The organism is Micromonospora sp. ALFpr18c, from assembly GCF_008868155.1.
GTDB lineage: Bacteria > Actinomycetota > Actinomycetes > Mycobacteriales > Micromonosporaceae > Micromonospora.
In genome coordinates this window covers 17,127-35,267 of the sequence record NZ_WBKR01000036.1, presented here as the reverse complement: position 1 = coordinate 35,267, position 18,141 = coordinate 17,127, and the positions used below count along the sequence as shown (strand labels likewise).

Genomic DNA, 18,141 nt, shown 5'->3' with positions numbered 1-18,141 from the left:
CACCCCACCGCCGGTCGCACCCGCGCCGGTGGCTCCGGCCGCCGTCGCCGGCCCGCCGGTGTCCGCACTGCCGGTACGCGGCGAACCCGCCCCGAGCCGGATCGACGGCCCGACCAACCGGCCGGTCTCCTCGCCACCGCCTCCGCCCCCGGGGATCACCCCCATCGCGCCGGCGCAACGTGGCACGGTGCCGCCGGCCGAGGCGGGCGAGCCGTTCCGCCCGACGCTGACCACCGCCGCGATCAATCACGCGCGGGCCGAGCGGCAGCGCACGGTCATCCCGCCCCGTCCCAAGACCAACGGCGAACCCCGGCCGAGCCACCAGCAGCGGCCGATCGACGAGGGCCCCACCGGCGGGTTCAGCGCCACCGACCTGAGCATCCCCGTGCCGACGCCACGACCTGGTCAGGAGTCGGCGCCACCGGGATCGCGGGCCAACTGGCCGCTGGTCAACAACCCGGAGGACCCGAGCGACAGCTCGGCGAACAACCCGGTCGCCTACCCGTACGGTGGTGGCCGCGGCATCGACGCCCCGACCGACCCGGGTCGGGCCGACGGCCGGGTGACCCCGCCCTGGCTGGCGGACGACCTGCCGCAGGAGCCGCCCATGCTGCGGCTGGTGGAGCCGCCGCCGCTGGCCGACCGGGCGCTGCGCGAGGGCATCAACCCGCCCAGCGACCCGCACCTGGAGACGCCACCGCTGCGGCTGGTCGACCGGGAGCAGGCAGCTCGCGGCGGCCGTCCCGTGCCGCGCGTCGAGCGTGCCGCCGAGCACCGGCCTCCGCCGCCGGTCGAGCATCGGCCTCCGCCGCCGGTCGAGCATCGGCCTCCGCCGGTGGCCGACGAGGGCGACGGCGACCTGTTGATTTTCGCGCAGGCGAAGTCGGCCTGGTTCGTCGGGCAGACCGAGGAGTCCGACCTGGACTGGTCGACCACGGCCGACACCGGGTGGCAGGCAGCCGAGCAGGCGGCCCGCCCGGCGGTGGGCGCGGAGACCAACGCCGGGCTGCCGAAGCGGGTGCCGCAGGCCAACCTGGTCCCCGGTTCCCCGCTGCGCGAGGAGCGTCCACTGCGGATAGTGCGTGACGCGGCGAGCCTCGCGGAGAACACCACCGGGTACTTCCGCGGCTGGCGCCGTGGGCAGGAGATCGGCGGGTTCGCGGTGGGCGGCCGGCCGGGTCGTGAGGCCGCCGGCGGCTGGGACTTCAGCCGCGACCACGGTGAACGCGACGACGACCGGGAGTACGAGTACCGCTCCGCCGGCTACCAGTCCTGACCGGTCTCACTCCACACGCGACAATCGCGCCCCCAGTCGGCTGACTGGGGGCGCGATTCGTAGACGGGACCGGCGGCGGGAGCTACCCGGGAGAGAGGGCCGCGCACGAGTCCGCGCCGACCGTCGGGGAGACGGCCGGCGCGGTCGACGCTGGGCAGTGTGTGGCACCCGGTGGCGGCCGGAGCCACCACCGGGTGTGAAGCCGTCCCGGTCAGGCCGGGGCGACGGCGCGCGTACGGCGCATGGTGAGCACGTACTCGACCAGCGAGATCAGCACGTGCTTCGTCGACTCCCGGTTACGGGCGTCGCAGGCCACGACCGGAACGTCACTGGAGATCGCCAAGGCGTCCCGGACGTCCTGCGGATCGTGGTACTGCATCCCGTCGAAGCAGTTGATGGCCACCAGGTACGGCAGCCGCCGGTGCTCGAAGAAGTCGATCGCCGCGAAGCAGTCCGCCAGCCGGCGAGTGTCCACCAGCACCACCGCGCCGATGGCACCCCGGACCAGTTCGTCCCACATGAACCAGAACCGGGTCTGACCCGGCGTACCGAACAGGTACAGGATCAGGTCACGGTCGATCGAGATCCGGCCGAAGTCCATGGCCACGGTGGTCGTCGTCTTGCCCGGCACCTGCCGGGTGTCGTCGACGCCCACGCCGGCCGAGGTCATGATGGCCTCGGTGGTCAGCGGCGTGATCTCCGAGACCGAGCCGACCAGCGTCGTCTTACCGACGCCGAACCCACCGGCGATAACGATCTTCGCCGACGTCACGCGGCCGCTCGGATTCGGCGGGCGGTGCGACATGTCAGAGCCTGCGAAGTCCACTCAGCACCCTCTCCAGCAGTTCAGTGCCCACCGCGTCGTCGGAGTCGTCCAGGATGGTCGGCTCGTGGACCGCGACCAGGCCGTCCGTCGCCATGTCGGCGATGAGCACCCGGGCCACACCGAGCGGGAGCTGCATCCGCGCCGCGATCTCGGCGAGCGATTGCACGCGTCCGTCACACAGCGCGGCGATGTACTGGTGTTCGCGGCCCTGGCCGCCGTTGCCATTGGCAGCGGCGCGGCCGCGCACCGTCGTCTCGACGAGCGCCTCCAGCGCGATGTCAAGCCGGGGACGGGTACGACCACGGGTCACGGCGTATGGACGGACCAACGCTCCGGTCGGTTCGTCACGATCGGCCATGTCGCCGCTCACCTCCTTCGCACCCGGTACCGGCTCCCACCGGTGAAACTCGTCGTTGTTGTCGTTGCAGTTTCGCCGACCTCACGGTCGGCCAGGCGTCAGCCCAGCATGCCCGCGGCCGCACGCGGCTGCGGGGTCAGCGCGTCGCCCACCCGGTCGACCAGCAGTGCCATCTCGTAGCCGACCTGGCCCACGTCGGAGCTGCGGGCGGCCAGCACGGCGAAGGACGAACCGTCCGAGATGGACATCAGGAACAGGAAGCCATTGTCCATCTCCACGACGGTCTGCAGCACAGCGCCTCCCTCGAAGCAGCGAGCCGCTCCCTGGGTCAGGCTGACCAGACCGGACGCGATCGCGGCGAGCTGGTCGGCCCGGTCCCTTGGCAGGTCCCGCGACGACGCGAGAAGCAGGCCGTCCGCCGAGACCGCGACCGCGTGTGCGACACCCGGCACCCGGTCGGCGAAGTTGGCCAGCAGCCAACCAAGATCCTGCGTAGTTGTCATCCTTCTTGCTCCTTCTGCCCGCTCCCGGCCGCTGGGCCTGAGCCAGACTGCGAGGATTGCTGCCCTCCCGGAGTCTCCTCCGGGCTGGTCGGGTTGTCCGAGGTGCTACGCCCTCGCTGCACGCCCCGGTGGTAGGCGGAGAGCAGGCCACGGACCGCCTCCGGGGAGCGCCGCTGGACCGAGGTGGTGGGCTTCTCCACCGCACCCGGCACAAGCTGCGCCATCGGCTTGCGCTTCGGCAGACCGGTCGTGGTGGTCTCGGCCACCGGCGCCGCGCTGGCCGCTGCCGAGGCGGCACGCCAGCCGTCGTCGGCGGCGGTCTGCCAGCCGTTGGTCTGCTGTTGGGGCCGGCGGTTCGGCAGGCTCTCGGCGAGGCTGGGGCGGGTGCCCCCGTTCGCTGTCGACCCGTTGTCCCGCGGCGCTCCTCCGGCCGTCGGAGTGTCTGCCATCGGTGTGTTACCTGTCGTTCCGGGTGGTGTCTTGTGGACTGCCGGAGCGCCCGCCTCGACCGTGGCGAACTGCTGGGTCGCGGTGCCGCCGTTCGCCGCCGGCTTGGCGGCTGCCGCCGCCTCCTCGGGACCGGGACGTCGGGTACGGAACCAGGCCGACTCGAGCTCCCGGAAGATCGGCAGCTCCATCGTCTCGTCCGCGTACCGCTGCCGGTTCTGGGCCTGCGGCTGCTGCGGTGCCGGCCGGCTCTGCGGGGCGGCAGGGGCCGGAGCCGGTGCCGGCGGCTGGGCCGCGGCGAGCCGCTCGGGCACCGGCGGGGTCGCCGTCTCCCGGTCGCCACCCGGCACCGGCGGCCAGGCCGGAGGTGCGGGAGCGCTGGGCGCCTGGGCCGGAGGTGCGCTGGCCGCCTGGGCGGGCGGGGCGGAACGGGGCACGAAGCCGCTGAACGACTGGCCGGCGGCCGGCGGCGCCGAGTACGGCTGCCCGGAGTACGGCGACGCCGACACCGGGGACGCCGACACCGGCGGACCGGCGTACGGCTGACCGGAGGCCGGGACGGCGGACACCGGCGCACCGCCGTACGGCGCACCCGAGTAGGGCTGGCCGGAGTACGGCTGACCCGAGGCCGGCGAGGCGGACACCGGCGCACCGGAGTACGGCTGCGAGGAGACCGGCGGCACCGAGTACGGGTGTGCCTCCGGGCTGCTGGGCAGCTGCCGCGGAATGGCCTGTTGCGGGCCGGTCGTGGAGGGCTCGTCGCCCGCCCGGCGCTGCGGCAGCGGGTCGATCGGCTGGCCGTTGGCCGGCCGAGGCGTGAACCCGTCGCCACCGTTGACGCCGTTCGTCCCGGCCGCGCCGGTCAGGTCGGACCACGCCGGCATCGAGCGGTAACCACCCGAGTTGGCGGGAGTGCCGGCACCGTTGCGCGGCGCCGGGTCGAACGGCCGGCCGCCCAGGGTGACCTGGTTGCCGGACTCGCTCGGGCGGGGGCCGTTGCCCAGCGCGGGCAGCGCGCCGAAGGCGGGAATGGGCGCACCGTTCTGTGCGCCGCCGGCTGCGGGCAGGGCCGGAGGCTGCTGCACCCGGCCGGAGAGCGCCCGGGGCACCAGCACCGAGGTGGGCAGCGTCACGTCCGCGACCGTGCCCCGGTCGGCACCCGGACGCAGCTCGACCCGGACCCCGTGCCGGGACGCCAGTCGGGCGACCACGACCAGGCCCATCATCCGGGAGACGGCCACGTCCACCTGCGGCGGCGTCGCCAGCCGCTCGTTGAGGTCCTGCAACTGCTCGCGGCTGATTCCGATACCGCGGTCCTCGACGTAGAGCGAGGCGCGGTCGCCGACCCGACGGGCCTCGACCATCACCTGCGAGTCGGGCGGCGAGAACGCGGTGGCGTTGTCGAACAGCTCGGCGACGAGGTGCACCAGGTCGTTGACCGCGTGCGCGGCGACCTCGATGTCGCGGTCGATGACCCCGAACTCGATCCGGGTGTAGTGCTCGACCTCGGACTGCGCGGCGCGCAGCACGTCGATGAGGGCGGCCGGCTCGCGTTGCACACGGGTGGAGTCGGCACCGGCGAGCACCAGCAGGTTTTCGTCGTTGCGGCGCATCCGGGTGGCCAGGTGGTCGAGCTGGAACAGCTCGGCCAGGCGGTCCGGGTCCTCCTCGCCGCGCTCCAGCCGGTCGAGGTGCCCGATGAGGCGGTCGACCAGGATCTGGGAACGGCGGGCCAGGTTGACGAACATGGTGGCGACGGAGGCGCGCAGCGCGGCCTGCTCGGCGGCCGTACGGACGGCCTCCAGGTGGACCGCGTTGAACGCCTCGGTCACCTGACCGAACTCGTCCCTGCTGCGGACCGGCAGCGGCTCGGCGATCTGGTTGGCCAGCTGGACCGGGGAGAGCTGCCCGACGACCTGCGGGTCGCGCAGACGGGCCACCGCCTGCGGCAGGCCGTACTGGGCGACGGACAGGGCGCCCTGGCGCAGCTCACGCAGCGAGCGGGCCATCGAGCGGGCGACCAGGTAGGCGAAGAGGATGGCCAGCAGCAGCATGCTGAGCAGCAGGCCGGTCTCCAGGAAGACCTGACGTTGGACGTCGGAGCGCAGGTTGTCGGCCTCGGTGACCACGTCGTTGTCGAGCTTCGTCTCGACGGCGCGGATCAGCTTGGCGTTGGCCGTCATCGCGGATTCCCACTGGTCGGGGCCGAACGGCGCCCCGCGCATCTCCCCGGTGGTGTTGCCGTCGATCCAGCCGGTGTAGTTCTGCGCCTCCCGGCGGTCACCACCGGCGACCGTCTGGTCGTGGAACTTCGCCTCGTCCGGGCTGGCCACCGCCTTGAAGCTCTGCAACGCCTGCTGCTGGCCGGTGCCGCTGGCGATGTAGTCGGTACGCAGCACCGGGGTCATCCGCTGCGCGCCGAGCGCGCGGTGGACGACGACCCGGCGTACGGAGAGGAACTCCTTTTCCCGGGCGACCGCAGCGGCGGCGCGCATCCGGTCGCTCAGGTCGCTGTCACCGGCGAGCTGCGTGGCCGAGTCACGGATGGCGAGCAGGTCGCTGATCAGGCCCTCGTAGGTCTGAATGGTCTCGGTCAGCTTGAGCTTGCCGCTGAACACCTGGCTGCGAACGCCCGGCAGGTCCTTCAGGGACTGGTCGATCCCGTCGAGCTGCCCCTCCAGGCTGCTCGGCAGGTCCTCGACCTCGGCCCGCTGCTGCCGGTAGGGGCCGGTCGCCTGGTCCACCCGGGAGTTCACCCGGTTGAACGCCTCCTGGTACTGCGCCTTCGGTTGCGTCCCGGCCGCCTGTAGCAGCAGCACGGCGCTGGTCCGCTCGTCCTGCAGCGTGTCGACCAGGTCGCCCGAATAGCTCGACAGGTTTGCCAGGTCGCCAGCTCGGTTGGCATTGCTGAGCGTTTCCAGGTGGTCGACGAGACCACTGGTGCCCACGACGACCGTGGCGATGGTCGGCACGATCATGATGAGACCGAGCTTGGACCAGATCGGCATGTCCCGGAGCCGGCTGGCCGGCCGGCGCAGCCGCGACAGGAAGGAGCCCGCCGTCTTTGGCCGTTTGCTCACGTCACCGCCCTCGCGATTACAGCTTGAACGCGTTGCCCCGGGCAACGCCCAGCGACCGACCCGGCGGGTCGGACCCCCGAGATTCCATCACGACGCTCGGCAAGAAGAAAGCCCAGGTTGTCACCCGCCGAAGGTGTGATGAGATGTTGATACGATTTGATAGCAGTCTGTCTGGCCGGAGTAACTGAAGGTAATGAAACATCCGCACCGCGTTGTCCTGCTCGCTGGGCCTTCGGGCTCCGGAAAGTCGTACATAGCGCAGCAAACCGGCTTGCCGGTGCTCTGCCTGGACGACTTCTACAAAGACGGTGATGACCCTACGTTGCCGCACCGAAACGGCCAGGTCGATTGGGAATCACCCGACTCGTGGGACGCTCTGACGGCGGTCGAAACGATTGCCCAACTGGCCCGCCATGGTCGGGCCGATGTGCCGGTTTATGCGATCGGCGCGGATCGAAGGGTGGCCACCCGGCCATTTGATGTCGCCGGATCGCCAATCTTCGTCGCGGAAGGGATCTTCGCCGCCGAGATCGTCGAGGAGTGCCGCCGCCGCGGGTTGCTCGCCGGGGCGTACGCGCTGCGACGCCCGCGCGCAGCGACCTTCGTACGCCGGCTGGCCCGTGACCTCGCCGAGCAGCGCAAGGCGCCCCGGGTGCTGGTGCGGCGCGGGGTGGCGTTGCTGCGGGCCGAACCCGCCGTGCTGCGCCGGCAGACCGGGCTCGGTGCCGAGGCGGCCCGCGCGCGGGAGGTGCTGCGCCGGGTGGCCGGCCTGCTCGCCGGCCACCCGCACCACTGACGGTCAGGCCAGCAGCTTGGCGTACGCCGGCTTGATCACCTCATCGATGATCCGCAGTCGCTCGTCGAACGGGATGAAGGCGCTCTTCATCGCGTTGATGGTGAACCACTGCAACTCCCGCCAGCCGTAGCCGAAGGTGTCCACCAGCAGCGACATCTCGCGGGACATCGACGTGCCGCTCATCAGCCGGTTGTCGGTGTTGACGGTGACCCGGAACCGCAGGTCCCGCAGCAGGCCGATCGGGTGGTCCGCAATCGAGTCCACCGCCCCGGTCTGCACGTTCGACGACGGGCACAGCTCCAGCGGGATGCGCTTGTCCCGCACGTACGCGGCCAGCCGGCCGAGCGCGCCGTCGGAGGCGATGTCGTCGACGATCCGCACCCCGTGACCGAGCCGGTCCGCGCCGCACCACTGGATCGCCTGCCAGATCGACGGCAGGCCGAACGCCTCGCCGGCGTGGATGGTGAAGTGGAAGTTCTCCCGTTGCAGGTACTCGAAGGCGTCCAGGTGCCGGGTGGGCGGGAAGCCCGCCTCGGCGCCCGCGATGTCGAAGCCGACCACCCCGGCGTCCCGGTGCCGCACCGCCAGCTCGGCGATCTCCTGCGATCGGGCGGCGTGCCGCATCGCGGTGAGCAGGGTGCCCACCCGGATGCTCAAGCCCGCCTCGACGGCCTGCGCGGTGCCCTCGGCGAACCCGGCGAGCACCGCCTCGACCACCTCGTCGAGACTCAGATCCTGTTCCAGGTGCTGCTCCGGGGCGAAACGCACCTCGGCGTAGACCACGCCGTCGGCGGCCAGGTCCAGGGCGCACTCGCGGGCCACCCGGCGCAGCGCGGGCGCGGTCTGCATGACCGCCACCGTGTGCGCGAACGTCTCGAGGTAGCGCTCCAGCGAGCCCGAGTCCGCCGCCTCGACAAACCAGCGCCCGAGCGCCTCCGGGTCGGTGGTGGGCAGCTCGTGGCCGACCTCCGCGGCCAGCTCGACGATCGTCGCCGGCCGCAGCCCGCCGTCGAGGTGGTCGTGCAGCAGCGCCTTCGGGACCTTGACGATGTCCTCGTATCGGATAGTTGCGACCATGCTCAGACCCTAGTCAGCGCGCTGCGGCCGGTAGCGCCAGCCCGCTCATCCCGGCCAGCCGTAGATGTGTGTGACGGCGAGCCGGATCACCAGTCGACCGTCGGCGACCATGGCCGACCGGTACTCCGACCAGTCGGGGTGCTCGCCGCGGATGCGCCGGTAGACCTCGACCAGCTCCCGCACGGTGGCGTCGTCCTCGGCACCGGCCGGTGGGGTGAGGGTGGCCGCACCCTCGGCGACCGCGTACGCGCCGCCGTCGGGGGTGGTGACGTGGAAGCTCGCTCGGGGATCCCGGCTCAGGTTGCGGGCCTTGGCCCGGTCGCCGACGGTCGAGCACCGGATGAGCCCCGGTTCGGCCAGGTAGTCGAGGTTGGACAGTTGGGGTCGGCCGTCACGGCGGAGGGTGACGAGCACCCCGCGCCCGCGGGTGCCGAACAGTTCCCACAACCGGTTCGTTGACATGTCATCGACCGTAGGGGGTGATCCGATGACATGTCAACCAAGCCGTTAGGCTGGGCGGCATGGACGCGCCACGCTGGCTGGACGCCCGGGAGGACCACGCCTGGCGGGGTTACCGCCGGATGCGACGACTGCTCGACCTGGAGCTGGCCCGGGAGCTGACCCAGGACGGCGGCCTGTCCGAGCCCGACTACGACGTGCTCTCCGACCTCTCCGAAACACCCCAGGGACGACTGCGCCTCAGCGAACTGGCAGACCGGATGCTCTGGTCCCGCAGCCGGCTCTCGCACCACCTGACCCGGATGCAGCAGCGAGGCCTGGTCACCCGCGAGGAATGCCCCGACGACGCCCGCGGCGCGATCGTCGTGCTCACCCCCGCCGGCCGTGGCGCCATCGAGGCCGCCGCCCCCGGCCACGTGACGGCCGTCCGTCGACACTTCCTCGACCTGCTCACCCCGGCCGAGGTCGAGGCGCTCGGCGCGTTCACCCACCGGGTCGTCGACCACCTCGCCGAGGGCCGCGCCCCCCGCCCGCGGCGCGGCACGGAGACCTGACGTGGACCCCCGGATCCTGCGACAGCTGCGCTGCCCGGTCTGCGGCGAGCCCCTGACCGAGGCGACCGCCGGCACCGCCCGGGCGCTGCGCTGCCCACGCGGGCACAGCTTCGACATCGCCCGGCAGGGGTACGTCAACCTGCTCGCCGGGCGCGCGCCGCACGTCGGGGACACCGCCGAGATGGTGGCCGCCCGAGCCGACTTCCTCGCCGCCGGGCACTACGACCTGATCTCGGGCGCCCTCGCCGACGCGGTGCCGCGGGCGGTGGCGGGCTTCGGGGCGTACCCCCTGGTGGTGGATGCCGGCGCCGGCACCGGCCGGTATCTCGGCGCGGTGCTGGCGGCGCTGCCCGACGCCGTGGGTCTGGCCCTGGACGTCTCCAAGCCGGCGCTGCGCCGCGCGGCCCGGGCGCATCCACGGGCGGCCGCGGCGCTCGCCGACACCTGGCAGCGGCTGCCCCTCGCCGACGGCTCGACGGCCGTACTGCTGAACGTCTTCGCTCCGCGCAACGGGCCGGAGTTCCACCGGGTGCTCGACCCGGCCGGCACACTGCTGGTGGTCACGCCCGCCGCCGACCACCTCACCGAACTGGTGGACGCCCTCGACCTGTTACGGGTGGACCCGGACAAGGCCGACCGGGTGGCCGCCAGCCTCGGCGGGCACTTCACCCCGGTCGACTCGACGACGCACCGGGCCGAACTGACGCTGACCCGCGCCGAGGTGGCCACCCTGGTCGGGATGGGTCCGAGCGCCTGGCACACCGACCCCGGCGCCCTCGCCGCCCGGGTGGCCGCGCTGCCCGAACCGGTCCGGGTGACCGTGGCGGTCCGGCTCGACGCCCACCGCCCCCGCTGACCTCAGGTGGAGAGGTCGACCTCTTCCCAGCCGGGCGGCTCGTCGTGGTACGGCCCGCGCAGGATCACCGCCCACTCCAACGCCCACCGCCGCTGGCCGATCGCGTTCGCGTCGACCAGACCCGGCGCCCGCCGGCCGCCGCGCTCCGTCTCCAGGTACGCCCAGTCCAGGCAGTAGTGCAGGTCGAGCAACGCGGCGGCGTCGGCCGGATGCTGCGGCGCGGTGAGGATCCGGGCCTGCCAGCGGGGGAACGTCTCCCCCTCCGAAATGTGCGGCAGCCGCTCCACCAGCCGCTCGTCCACGGCCAGGGTGGGGTCGAGCTGCTTGCTCAGCCCCAGCACCCAGGCCAGCGCGAAGAGCGCGTCGTGGTGCAGCACGAACGAGCGGTGGTCGCCCCTGCCGCCCATCACGAACTGCCACTCCGGCGGGGTGACCATCTCGACCAGATGCGAACCGAGCAGCCAGCTCATCGCGGCCTGCGGTGGCATCCCGAAACAGCGGGCCAGGATCAGATGCAGGACGGCGATCCGCGCCTCGATCTCCGGCGTCGGACGCAACTCGATCTCGTCACCCGGCTCCCACACGAGCGGAAACTGGGCCGGGGGCAACGGCAGGCCGAGCCGGGACAGCTCGTCCAGGCTCGCCTCACGCACCTCACGAGGATCGGGAGCAGGTACGGTCACGGGGCAAATTCCTGTCTGCTCGCGACGGCTCAAGGCCGGCTGTCCCCCCTTGGCCTGGGAGAATAGCGCTCCCAGGTGACCGGCACCACGCCACCCCGCCCCGCGTCCGGTCAGCCGATCCGCTCGATGACCAGCGGCGTCGTCGCCGGCGCGGTCGGCGCGATCCGTACCGCACGCGCCGCCTCCGCCAGCGCCGCCGGGATCCGCGTCGCGTCCTCGGCGCGCAACTCGTACAGCGGGTCGCCGGCCCGCACCTGGTCACCCGGACGCCGGTGCAGCACCACACCCGCCGGCACACTCACCGGGTCCTCCTTGCGGGCGCGGCCCGCGCCGAGACGCCACGCGGCAACCCCCATGGCGTACGCGTCAACGGCCGCCACGTACCCGTCCTGCTCGGCGCGGACCACCTCGACCTCGGCGGCGGTCGGCATCGGCGCGTCCGGGTCGCCGCCCTGCGCCCGGATCATCGCCCGCCACGAGTCCATCGCCCGGCCGTCGCGCAGCGCCGCCGCGGGATCGACGTCCGGCAGGCCGGCGGCGTCGAGCATCTCCCGGGCCAGGGCGACCGTCAGCTCCACCACGTCGGCCGGGCCACCACCGGCCAGCACCTCGACCGACTCGGTCACCTCGACCGCGTTGCCGATCGCCAGGCCGAGCGGGGTGGACATGTCGGTGAGCAGGGCAACCGTCCGCACCCCGTGCGCGCCGCCCAGCTCGACCATCGTCCGGGCCAGCTCGCGCGCCTGGTCGACGGACTTCATGAACGCGCCCGAGCCGACCTTGACGTCGAGGACCAGCGCACCGGTGCCCTCGGCGATCTTCTTGCTCATGATCGAGCTGGCGATCAGCGGGATCGCCTCCACCGTGCCGGTCACGTCCCGCAGCGCGTACAGCTTCCGGTCCGCCGGGGCCAGGCCGGCACCCGCCGCGCAGATCACCGCGCCGACCTCGTCGAGCTGGGCGATGAACTCGTCGTTGCTCACCGTGGCCCGCCAGCCCGGGATGGACTCCAACTTGTCCAGCGTGCCGCCGGTGTGCCCGAGGCCGCGCCCACTCAACTGCGGTACGGCAGCGCCGCACGCCGCCACCAGCGGGGTGAGCGGCAGAGTGATCTTGTCGCCGACGCCGCCGGTGGAGTGCTTGTCGACGGTCGCCCGGCGTACCGCCGAGAGGTCCAGGCGTTCACCGCTGGCGATCATCGCGGCGGTCCACCGGGCGATCTCCGGCCCGGTCATGCCGTTGAGCAGGATCGCCATGGCCAGCGCGGACATCTGCTCGTCGGCGACCACCCCCCGGGTGTACGCGTCGACCACCCAGTCGATCTGCGCGTCGGACAGCACACCCCCGTCCCGCTTCACCCGAATAACGTCAACAGCAGCAAAACTCATCAGAAGATCTTTCCTCGTCTGTTGCAGATCCCGACCCACGGCCCGTGACCACGTCGGGGCGGGGGCCGACCGTGCCCGGCGGAGGGATCAAGCCTGACCGCCCGGAGCCGGGCACGGTCGGCCACCGCCCCCAAGCTCAACTCCAGCGAACAGGGATCTCCGCCGGCGGCTCGCCCTCGCCGGCCCAGAAGATCGTGCCGGTCTCGTCCACCACCACCACGCGGGGCGTCCGGGCCAGGCCCCAGGTGATCGCCTCGGCCGGGTCGTCCCAGCTCGGCGCCTCCTCCAGCACCCCGGTCTCGGCGCCGGCGTCGTCGCCGGCCGACCGCTCCCAGTACGCCGTCCAGACCTGCTGCCCGGCGGCGAGATCCGGATGCACGAAGACGGTGCCGCGCCCGCGCCAGGCGGCCAGCCGTTCGGGGACGACGGGCAACGGCGTCTCGCCGGTCACCGCCTCCAGGTCCTCCACGCCGAAGGCGTGCGGCAGCAACTCGGCCATCCGCAGCGGGCCGGCCTTCGACTCGATCAGGCACTCCGGCCCGCCGTGCTCCCAGAGCAGCTGCCGGCACCGGCCGCACGGCATCAACGGCTCACCGGTCGCGTCGACGCAGGAGAGCGCGACGAGCCGACCGCCACCGGTGGCGTGCAGGCTGGACACGACCCCACACTCGGCGCAGAGCGTCACCCCGTACGCGGCGTTCTCCACGTTGCAACCGACCACCACGCGGCCGTCGTCGACCAGCGCGGCGGCACCGACCGGGAACGTCGAGTACGGCGCGTACGCGTGCCGCATCGCCTCGGTGGCGGCGGCGCGAAGTCGTTCCCAGTCGATCTCGGTCATCCCATCATTCTGCCGAAGCAGCGCAGGTCAGACGCGGCCAGGGTGCCGGTCGGCAGGGCTGCGTGGCGCACGCAGACCACCTCGAATGCCCTGCTTACCGCATCAAGTGGTTGTCAAGAGTGCGAAGTTACCGTCCAGCAGCGAAACGTACGAACGATCACGAAGGGATCTGTGTGCGAATCGCAAAACGAGTCGGGGCCACGCTGACGGCTTTCGGGGTGGCCCTCGGTGGCCTCACGCTGACCACGACCACGAGCGCCCAGGCCGCTAGCGCGAATGACTGCAGGTCCGGCGAGGTCTGCCTGTTCGAGACTGCGAACTTCGGCGGTGGGATCTTTCGGGTGAGCGGCTGCGACAAGGATCTTGGCGACAACCGCTTCAGCAACGGCAACCCGGTCGTCGACCACACATCGTCCATCATCAACAACAGCGGTAACCCCGTGTTCGTGTACGAGTACCCCGACCCCTTCCGCAAGTCGGGCTACGAGTTCGGCGTGCGGGCCGGGGCGAGGTTCTCGAGCCTGACCAATGTCCAGGTGCTCGACTACCGAACCAGCAAAATCGTGAACGTCAACTTCGACAACAACGCGTCTGCGGTCTGCTAGCCAGCGCACGACGAAACGGCGGTCGACCGGGTTCCGGTCGACCGCCGTTTCGCGTGTGGGGCCGTTGTCGGGGCGTCAGCCCTTGATGTACGGCTTGCCGTCGGCGGCGGGCGCCCGGACCCGGCCGACGAGCCCGGCGACCGCCAGGATCGTGGCCAGGTAGGGCAGCATGGCCAGGAACTGGCTGGGGATCGAGCTGTTGATCGCGCTCAGGTAGGTCGCGAGCTGGTCGGCGAACCCGAAGAAGAGCGCGGCGAGCAGCGCCCCGGTCGGGTTCCACCGGCCGAAGATCAGCGCGGCCAGCGCGATGAAGCCCTTGCCGCCGATCATGTTCTTGGTGAACGAGTAGAGCGCCAGCGTGTACGAAGCGCCACCGATGCCGGCGACCACGCCGGCCAGCAGCACGTTGCGGTAGCGCACCCGCAGCACCTTGACGCCGAGCGTGTCGGCGGCGGTCGGGTGCTCGCCGACCGAGCGGGTACGCAGACCCCAGCGGGTGCGGAACAGCCCGATGTGGATCACCAGGACCAGCAGCAGGCCGACGTAGAGGAAGATGTTGCCGCGGAACAGCGCCGGACCGAGCACCGGGATGTCCTTGAGCAGCGGGATCTCCCAGTTGCTGAAGCGGGGCGCGCTGTTGTACTGCTCCGCGTCGGTCTGCATCAGCCGCTCGTAGAGGAAGCCGGTGACGCCGACCGCCAGCAGATTCAGCACGATGCCGATGACGACCTGGTCGACCAGGTAGCGGATGGCGAAGACGGCGAGCAGCAGCGAGATGAACGCCCCACCGACGGCGGCGGCGACCAGGCCCACCCAGACGCTGCCGGAGATGCTGCCGAACAGGGCGCCACTGAACGCGCCCATCAGCAGCTGACCCTCGATGGCCACGTTGACCACACCGGACCGCTCGCAGAGCACCCCGGCGAGCGCGCCGAAGATCAGCGGCAGGGCCAGGATGAACGTGCCCCGGATGATGTTGACCAGCGGCATGAAGTTCTGCCCGGTCGGCGCGGCGGAGACCTGCCAGCAGAGGAACGAGAGCACGAAGCCGACCAGCCCGACGCCGAGCACGGGCAGGAACCAGCGCTTCGGCACCCCGGCGAGCAGCGCCGCGCCCGCGGCGATCGCGATGATCCCGAACAGGATCGCGCCGATCGTGCCGTTGATCTCCAGTGCGGCACCGGCAGCGTCGTCGCTGAGGGTGAACCGGGCCTGCTGGTCGGTGGCGAGCGCCCCGAAGAGCACCGCCGCCAACAGGCCGAGCGCCAGCAGCGTGAGGCCGACCTTGCGGCTACGGGTCCAGAAGCCCTCGTCGACCGGGGCGACCGCGACGTCGGGGACAGCCATGGTGGACATGAGTTACCAGCCCTTCGCCAGGCTCGTCTGCAACCGGGCGGCACGTGCGGCCCGGAGCTGGAAAATCGCCTTCACCAGGGCCGGCGCGGCGATGAAGATGACGATCAGCGCCTGGAGCACGGTCACCAGCTCCAGCGAGATCCCCGAGTACGACTGCATCCGGTTGCCGCCGGCCTGGAGCGCACCGAACAGCAGCGCGGCGAGCAGCACCCCCCAGGGCTTCACCCGGCCGAGCAGCGCCACGAGGATGCCGTCGAAGCCGATCTGCGCGACCACCAGCGGGGTCAGCGCGCTGGCCGTGGAGCCGAGCACCATGTTCGAGCCGCCGAGGCCGGCCAGGATCCCGGAGAACACCATGATCAGGATGTACGTCCGGGTGACGCTGATGCCGGCGGTCCGGGCGGCGTCCGGGTTGGCGCCGACCGCCCGCAGCTCGAAGCCGAGCGTGGAGCGGTTGAGCAGCCAGGCGACCGCCCAGGTGGCCAGCACGGCGAGCAGGATGCCGGCGTGCACCCGCAGGTTGTCGCCGAGGAGCCGGGGCAGCTGGGCGGAGGTGTCGACCGCCTTGCTGATCGCGTCGGTGCGCTTCGGGTCCTGCACGCCGTTCTGCACGATCAGCCAGGTGAGGAAGTACGTGGCGACGTAGTTGAGCATGATCGTGTTGATCACCTCGTGTGCGCCGGCGCGGGCCTTGAGGATGCCCGGGATGAACCCCCAGAGCGCACCACCCAGGGCGCCGGCCAGCACCGCCACCAGCAGGTGCAGGCCGGGCGGCAGCGGCAGCAGGAAGCCGGCCAGCGCCGCCAGGATCACGCCGATGGTGGCCTGGCCCTGCGCGCCGATGTTGAACAGGCCGCCGCGGAAGGCCAGCGCCACCGCCAGGCCGGTGAAGACCAGCGGCGCGGCGTAGGTGAGCGTCTCGGAGATCGGCGCCAGCACGGCCTGCCAGCCGTTGCTGCCGTTCAACCAGCCGGCGAACGCCTCCGGGTCGAACACCGAGCCCTTGAACAGGTTCGCGTACGCCTCGCTCACCAGTGTCCAGCTGGCGCTGAACGCGTCGGAGGGACGCGCGGTGATGTACGAGTAGGTGTGCAGCACGTCCGGATCAGAAATGATCATCAGTACCGCGCCGACCACGACCGCCAGCACCAGCGACAGCAGGGTCACCGTGAAGGTGTTGGCCGCCCAGAGGTTGTCCAGGAACAGCCGGCCCAGGGACGGCTTCGGCTCCGGCTCGGACGGCTTCGGCGCGGTGGTCGTGCTGGCCCGCTCGGTGTTGCCGAGGGCGTTCTGCGCGGCCTGCGCCTCGCTCGCCGGCTCCTTGTCCGGAGAGCCCGACTGCGGGTTGGGGTTGGTCATGCTTCGTCCTCGCTCGCGGAGCCCGCGTCGGTCGCGGGGCCCCCGTCGGTCGCAGCGGCGGCGTCCGGGCTGATGCCGGCCATCAGCAGGCCGATCTCCTCGCGCGGGGTGTCCGGGCCGACGACGCCGATGATCCGGCCGCGATACATCACCGCGATCCGGTCGGCCAGCCCGATCACCTCGTCGAGTTCGCTGGAGACCACCACGACGGCGGTCCCGACGTCCCGCTCATGGACGATCCGGCTGTGGATGAACTCGATCGACCCGACGTCGACGCCGCGGGTCGGCTGGGCGGCGATGAAGAGCTTCAGCGGGCGGGACAACTCCCGCGCCACGATCACCTTCTGCTGGTTGCCGCCGGAGAGGGTGCCCACCGGCGCGTCGGCCGATGAGGTACGGACGTCGAACTGCTCGATCCGCTCCTTGGCCGAGGACGTGATGGCGTCCGGCTTCAGCGCGAGCCCGGCACCGAACGGCGGCCGGTCGTAGATGTCCAGCACCAGGTTCTCCGCGACGCTGAACTCCTTGACCAGGCCGTCCACGCTGCGGTCCTCGGGCACGTAGCCGACGCCCGCGCGGAGCACCTTCTTGGTCTTCCAGCCGTCGATCCGGTCGCCAGCCAGGCTGACCGTGCCGGCGAGCACCGGCCGCAGACCCATGATCGCCTCGATCAGCTCGGTCTGACCGTTGCCCTGTACGCCCGCCACGCCGAGCACCTCACCGGCGCGCACGGTCAGGTCCACCCCGTCGACGGCGCGGATCTGCCGGTCGTCGTCGACGACCAGCCCGGCCACCTCCAGCACCGGGTCGCCCGGCGTGGCCGGGGACTTGTCCACGGTGAGCCGGACGTTGCGCCCGACCATCAGCGCGGCCAGCTCGTCCCGGCTGGCCTCCGGCGAGGCGGTGCCGACGGTCTTCCCGCGTCGGATCACCGTGATCCGGTCGGCGATGGCCTTGACCTCGCCGAGCTTGTGGGTGATGAAGACGATCGACTTGCCGGCGGCCTTGAGCGACCGCATGACGGTCAGCAGTTCCTCGGTCTCCTGCGGGGTGAGCACGGCGGTCGGCTCGTCCAGGATGAGCAGGTCGACGTCGCGGGTGAGCGCCTTGACGATCTCGACGCGCTGTTGGATGCCGACCGGCAGGTCCTCGATCACCGCGTCCGGGTCGACCCGCAGGTTGTAGCGCTCGGACACCTCGGCGACCTCGCGCCGGGCCCGCCGCCGGTCCAGGAATCCGGCGATGCCGCCCCTGGTCTGCTCGGCGCCGAGCATGATGTTCTCGGCCACGGTGAAGACCGGCACCAGCATGAAGTGCTGGTGCACCATGCCGATCCCGGCACCGATCGCGTCGGACGGGCCCTTCAGCTTCAGCGGCTTGCCGTCGACCAGGATCTCGCCCTCGTCGGGCTGGTAGAGCCCGTAGAGCACGTTCATCAGGGTCGACTTGCCCGCGCCGTTCTCGCCGAGCAGGGCGTGGATCTCTCCAGGCTCGACCGTCAGATCGATGTGGTCGTTGGCGACCAGATCACCGAATCGTTTGGTGATGCCGCGCAGTTCGAGTCTCAGCGCAACCTCCTGGAGTGCGAGCGATGGTGCAGCGTAGCTGCCGGCGACCGGGCCGGACCGGCCGGTCGCCGTGGCGCGCGATCGGCCGCTCCGGCCCCACGGGGGTCAC

16 protein-coding genes and 1 pseudogene are annotated in these 18,141 nt (G+C 71.7%); 5 read left to right on the top strand and 12 right to left on the bottom strand.

Going from position 1 to position 18,141, the window contains the following annotated elements; genetic code table 11:
- Positions 1–1,276: pseudogene (locus F8271_RS09825) on the top strand (transposase); the annotation flags it as partial.
- A gap of 211 nt (positions 1,277–1,487) precedes the next feature.
- Here the strand turns inward: F8271_RS09825 and F8271_RS09820 are convergent.
- The 4 genes from F8271_RS09820 to F8271_RS09805 all read right to left on the bottom strand — a co-directional run bounded on the left by F8271_RS09820 (position 1,488) and on the right by F8271_RS09805 (position 6,490).
- Entirely contained in the window at positions 1,488–2,081 is a 594-nt protein-coding gene (locus F8271_RS09820) for an ATP/GTP-binding protein (RefSeq protein WP_007455465.1), read from the bottom strand.
- Position 2,082: 1 nt separating this feature from the next.
- Positions 2,083–2,460, bottom strand: coding sequence for a DUF742 domain-containing protein (locus F8271_RS09815; protein WP_030329021.1), 378 nt, complete (start codon positions 2,458–2,460; stop codon positions 2,083–2,085).
- 98 nt (positions 2,461–2,558) lie between these two features.
- Entirely contained in the window at positions 2,559–2,963 is a 405-nt protein-coding gene (locus F8271_RS09810) for a roadblock/LC7 domain-containing protein (RefSeq protein WP_007455462.1), read from the bottom strand.
- Positions 2,960–6,490, bottom strand: a complete 3,531-nt coding sequence (locus tag F8271_RS09805; RefSeq protein WP_151489385.1) for a sensor histidine kinase — start codon at positions 6,488–6,490, stop codon at positions 2,960–2,962. The genes F8271_RS09810 and F8271_RS09805 overlap by 4 nt, the downstream gene beginning before the upstream one ends.
- Before the next feature lie 460 nt (positions 6,491–6,950).
- Between F8271_RS09805 and F8271_RS33065 the strand changes: the two genes are divergently transcribed.
- Positions 6,951–7,286, top strand: coding sequence for a hypothetical protein (locus tag F8271_RS33065; protein WP_225854347.1), 336 nt, complete (start codon positions 6,951–6,953; stop codon positions 7,284–7,286).
- A 3-nt stretch (positions 7,287–7,289) separates the two neighbouring features.
- On the opposite strand, the gene F8271_RS09795 is transcribed toward F8271_RS33065, so the two are convergent.
- On the bottom strand, positions 7,290–8,363 hold the full coding sequence (locus tag F8271_RS09795) for an adenosine deaminase (protein WP_151489383.1): 1,074 nt from the start codon (positions 8,361–8,363) through the stop codon (positions 7,290–7,292).
- 45 nt (positions 8,364–8,408) lie between these two features.
- On the bottom strand, positions 8,409–8,825 hold the full coding sequence (locus F8271_RS09790; protein ID WP_151489382.1) for a PPOX class F420-dependent oxidoreductase: 417 nt from the start codon (positions 8,823–8,825) through the stop codon (positions 8,409–8,411).
- Positions 8,826–8,884: 59 nt separating this feature from the next.
- On the opposite strand from F8271_RS09790, the gene F8271_RS09785 reads away from it, so the two are divergent.
- The gene (locus F8271_RS09785) at positions 8,885–9,376 is read left to right on the top strand and encodes a MarR family winged helix-turn-helix transcriptional regulator (RefSeq protein ID WP_151489381.1); all 492 of its coding nucleotides are present in this window, start codon (positions 8,885–8,887) and stop codon (positions 9,374–9,376) included.
- 1 nt (position 9,377) lies between these two features.
- On the top strand, positions 9,378–10,232 hold the full coding sequence (locus F8271_RS09780) for a putative RNA methyltransferase (protein WP_151489380.1): 855 nt from the start codon (positions 9,378–9,380) through the stop codon (positions 10,230–10,232).
- A 2-nt stretch (positions 10,233–10,234) separates the two neighbouring features.
- Here F8271_RS09780 and F8271_RS09775 read toward each other — a convergent pair whose 3' ends face one another.
- From F8271_RS09775 to F8271_RS09765, 3 genes are all read right to left on the bottom strand, one after another.
- Entirely contained in the window at positions 10,235–10,915 is a 681-nt protein-coding gene (locus F8271_RS09775; RefSeq protein WP_151489379.1) for a DUF4272 domain-containing protein, read from the bottom strand.
- A 110-nt stretch (positions 10,916–11,025) separates the two neighbouring features.
- Entirely contained in the window at positions 11,026–12,306 is a 1,281-nt protein-coding gene (locus F8271_RS09770) for a thymidine phosphorylase (RefSeq protein WP_151489388.1), read from the bottom strand.
- A gap of 133 nt (positions 12,307–12,439) precedes the next feature.
- A complete protein-coding gene (locus tag F8271_RS09765) occupies positions 12,440–13,144 on the bottom strand; it encodes a cytidine deaminase (RefSeq protein ID WP_151489378.1) in 705 nt (234 codons plus the stop codon).
- Positions 13,145–13,317: 173 nt separating this feature from the next.
- Here F8271_RS09765 and F8271_RS09760 point away from each other — a divergent pair, with 173 nt between their 5' ends.
- Positions 13,318–13,749: a peptidase inhibitor family I36 protein gene (locus F8271_RS09760; RefSeq protein WP_192580218.1), complete on the top strand. Its 432-nt coding sequence runs from the start codon at positions 13,318–13,320 to the stop codon at positions 13,747–13,749.
- A gap of 75 nt (positions 13,750–13,824) precedes the next feature.
- On the opposite strand, the gene F8271_RS09755 is transcribed toward F8271_RS09760, so the two are convergent.
- From F8271_RS09755 to F8271_RS09745, 3 genes are read right to left on the bottom strand one after another with little or no spacing between them, the layout of a single operon-like run.
- Positions 13,825–15,105: an ABC transporter permease gene (locus F8271_RS09755; RefSeq protein ID WP_151489376.1), complete on the bottom strand. Its 1,281-nt coding sequence runs from the start codon at positions 15,103–15,105 to the stop codon at positions 13,825–13,827.
- A gap of 3 nt (positions 15,106–15,108) precedes the next feature.
- Entirely contained in the window at positions 15,109–16,464 is a 1,356-nt protein-coding gene (locus tag F8271_RS09750; RefSeq protein ID WP_151489375.1) for an ABC transporter permease, read from the bottom strand.
- The gene (locus tag F8271_RS09745; RefSeq protein WP_357945539.1) at positions 16,461–17,972 is read right to left on the bottom strand and encodes an ABC transporter ATP-binding protein; all 1,512 of its coding nucleotides are present in this window, start codon (positions 17,970–17,972) and stop codon (positions 16,461–16,463) included. The genes F8271_RS09750 and F8271_RS09745 overlap by 4 nt, the downstream gene beginning before the upstream one ends.
- Positions 17,973–18,141: the final 169 nt, after the last annotated feature.

Bases quoted from the DNA above. Each gene is read 5' to 3' on its own strand.
- F8271_RS09755 (WP_151489376.1), bottom strand. From the start codon at position 15,105: ATGTCCACCATGGCTGTCCCCGACGTCGCGGTCGCCCCGGTCGACGAG.
- F8271_RS09795 (WP_151489383.1), bottom strand. From the start codon at position 8,363: ATGGTCGCAACTATCCGATACGAGGACATCGTCAAGGTCCCGAAGGCG.
- F8271_RS09765 (WP_151489378.1), bottom strand. From the start codon at position 13,144: ATGACCGAGATCGACTGGGAACGACTTCGCGCCGCCGCCACCGAGGCG.
- F8271_RS09815 (WP_030329021.1), bottom strand. From the start codon at position 2,460: ATGGCCGATCGTGACGAACCGACCGGAGCGTTGGTCCGTCCATACGCC.
- F8271_RS09785 (WP_151489381.1), top strand. From the start codon at position 8,885: ATGGACGCGCCACGCTGGCTGGACGCCCGGGAGGACCACGCCTGGCGG.
- F8271_RS09810 (WP_007455462.1), bottom strand. From the start codon at position 2,963: ATGACAACTACGCAGGATCTTGGTTGGCTGCTGGCCAACTTCGCCGAC.
- F8271_RS09750 (WP_151489375.1), bottom strand. From the start codon at position 16,464: ATGACCAACCCCAACCCGCAGTCGGGCTCTCCGGACAAGGAGCCGGCG.
- F8271_RS09820 (WP_007455465.1), bottom strand. From the start codon at position 2,081: ATGTCGCACCGCCCGCCGAATCCGAGCGGCCGCGTGACGTCGGCGAAG.
- F8271_RS09790 (WP_151489382.1), bottom strand. From the start codon at position 8,825: ATGTCAACGAACCGGTTGTGGGAACTGTTCGGCACCCGCGGGCGCGGG.